The sequence below is a fragment of the Bradyrhizobium rifense genome (assembly GCF_008123425.1).
In the GTDB taxonomy this organism is placed as follows: Bacteria; Pseudomonadota; Alphaproteobacteria; order Rhizobiales; family Xanthobacteraceae; genus Bradyrhizobium; species Bradyrhizobium rifense.
Window position 1 is genome coordinate 1 of the sequence record NZ_VSSS01000133.1, and the last position, 2559, is coordinate 2559.

Annotated in this window: 2 protein-coding genes and 1 pseudogene; 2 read left to right on the forward strand and 1 reads right to left on the reverse strand. The window is 58.4% G+C overall.

Annotation, left to right across the window (positions count from 1 at the left end; genetic code table 11):
• Window positions 1-710: 710 nt before the first annotated feature.
• Complete coding sequence (locus tag FXB40_RS49790; RefSeq protein WP_246208399.1) at window positions 711-992, forward strand: hypothetical protein; 282 nt, start codon at window positions 711-713, stop codon at window positions 990-992.
• A gap of 501 nt (window positions 993-1493) precedes the next feature.
• A pseudogene (locus tag FXB40_RS47465) lies at window positions 1494-1842 on the forward strand (hypothetical protein).
• A 496-nt stretch (window positions 1843-2338) separates the two neighbouring features.
• Here the strand turns inward: FXB40_RS47465 and FXB40_RS47475 are convergent.
• The gene (locus FXB40_RS47475) at window positions 2339-2557 is read right to left on the reverse strand and encodes a helix-turn-helix domain-containing protein (RefSeq protein WP_148779121.1); all 219 of its coding nucleotides are present in this window, start codon (window positions 2555-2557) and stop codon (window positions 2339-2341) included.
• Window positions 2558-2559 lie beyond the last annotated feature (2 nt).

The window sequence follows — 2559 nt, forward strand, 5'->3', positions numbered from 1 at the left end:
TCTTTGTCAACCTCGCGGGTCGCCTTCTGTGCCTCGTTGAGGCAAGTCTCGGCTTGTTGCAAATATTTCGCAAAATCAGCTTCGCTCATGACGTTGGAATGCAGTGACGCGCACATGGTGCCAAAAAAAAGCCATGGCATGACGCGATCGAGGAGCGCGCACAAGCCTTCGCCGCCGACATGCTACCAGACAGTTCGGCGCCGACCTATTCCCGCGTCAGTAAAGCAGCATCACTGACATCCACGCCGCCAGCGACGCGCACAGACCAATTCCCAGATATGGCAATGCAAGGCGCATCGGGTTTCTCCTCCGAGACGCGAATAGCAACAGCTTCGCATCATTGCCGGCGGAGGACCACGAATCCAACGTGCAACGAACAGCTTGGAACTAGCGGCGAGGGAGGCAGATTGATTGTATGCCCGGCAGCTGCCGATGCTGGGCGGAGCGGCCCCGGTCTATTTGTCCCCCAAGTCCCCAACCGGGGCCGTCTCTCCGCCGGGCGACGATGAAGTGTGAGACCTGTGACGATCGCTCGGCGAGATAGCACGCCTTCCCCGGTTCTTTCGCTGGCGAAGGGTTCCTGTCGTTGGGAACGGTGGCCTGACTGGCTGAAGTTTACTGGCCTTTTTTAACCCTAGTGGCTTAGATTGAATTTGGCAGTTCGCCTGACATGGATCAAACCATCACCGGGTGGCGCCGTACCTTTGGGCATGGCCAAACCTGACCCTCTTGCGCTCTTGAGCGTCATCGCTAAGACTGCATCGCGGCTCAAACGTATCCTTGGATTTAGCGAGCCACAGTTAGGCGCCATGTTCGAGGAGGCAGCCAAGTTCCGTCGCGAGTATGTGGAGTGCCGCAGGCAGGCAGGGATCACGCGCGACCCGTCCTCGAAAGCTCAGTGGCTCTTGTTTGCCGCCGAATGGCTAGAGCGGGCAGAAGCCGCTCCGGCTCTTGCGAAACGGGAGGCGGCTGAAACTGTCTCCGCGAAGTGAAGACCGCCAGGGAACAAGTGTACACTTTGGCACTTAACGAATCGCTCAACGGCGAGGTAGTGCCAGTGGACCGCGATTTTAAAAACCAAGTCTTTTCCAGGTACGACCCCAACCCCATGCGATCCTGCAACGAGTGCGGCAAGAAGCCTGCTCTGGTTCGGTCAATGCTCGACTCGCTCACTGGTCGAACGGTGCGGATGTTCAAATGCGAGTGCGGTAGCCAGAGCTGGACCGAGGATAAGGGGTAAGGCCGCCCTCAGTGGACGACGATGAAGTGCGAGACCCTGTGGCGACATCGGCTGGGTCTGCGAGACCGATCCCGGCCGGCCATCGGATAGCCCGTGCGGCGCCGCCGGCGCGCCCTGCCCGCGCTGCAACCTCCCGGCCGACGGCGGCCCCGAGATCGACAAGGACGGCTGGCGACATTGACACTCTGGACCCGACCAGGGAACGATCGGTCTGCGCCCGCAATTGGATCAGCGCCGTTTGTGGAGTTTGCGTATGCGTACCTCGCCCTCGATCGTGCCGACCGATCGTCTCGACCGCGACGTTTATCTCGTCCTCGAGGACTTCGGTGCCCGCGCCGGGTGCGCCTGGCGCGAGACCGACGAGACCGAAACCGATCTTGAAACAGTCATCCGCCTCATTATCTCCGGCGACTACAGCTACCCCGTCCGGATTGTCGTCTTCAATGCGATCGAGGGCTGGTCCAGGGACGCGACCTCCGATGTCGCCGACGCAGTCGCTCAACGTGCCATCGACACGGACGCACAGGTGTCCCCGTCCCTGCAGACCTTCATCTCCGAAAAACTCGACAAAGGCATTCGATCTTCGGTACTCGCCGAAATAGGCCGCCCTTATCACGCGTTCCGGTGGTGGATAGGCTCGCGTTCGCAACGTGTTCACGGAGGACTTGATTCCTTGAGGCATCTCAAGGGTCGGCACAAAACGAAAACAGCCCACTGAGGCGCCCTTACTTCGGCGCTCGCAATCCTACACAGGGAAGCCATTCGGTCATGTGAGAGGCGGTATCCGCCTGACGGGCCTGTCTAAGAAGCTCTTCGCGCTCTTCGCAGATTGGCAATCGATTAGCCTCTTCGCTTAGGCGCCTCGCTTCTTGGACGAGCCTTTCTTCGAACGATAGGTCGTATTTCGATTGCTGAAGGATCATGGTCGGGCCCCATGATTGTTAACCCGGAAGTTAGAAACTAACGCAGGTTCGCGGCCAATTGGGCCACTGCGAAAAATCAAACTAGGCCGTACTCCTAAATGGCCGGATGGGAAGTCTGCTTCCGGGAGCACAGCAGACCAATTGTGCTCAACGTGAGTTCTTCGGATTTTGACCCTTAACCCCCAAGCGGGGCCCCGAGCAATTGCTCATACTGGTCTCTGACCGTCTCGTAGCACTCGCAGGCGCTTTCGCGCATAGCTTCAACATCAACGATTTCTATATGGCCGCGCCTGTACTTAATGATTCCGGCTTCTTGAAGTGTACGCGCAACAGTTGTTACGCTTGGACGCCGAACACCGAGCATCTCAGCCAAAAATCTGTCTCTTATACACATCT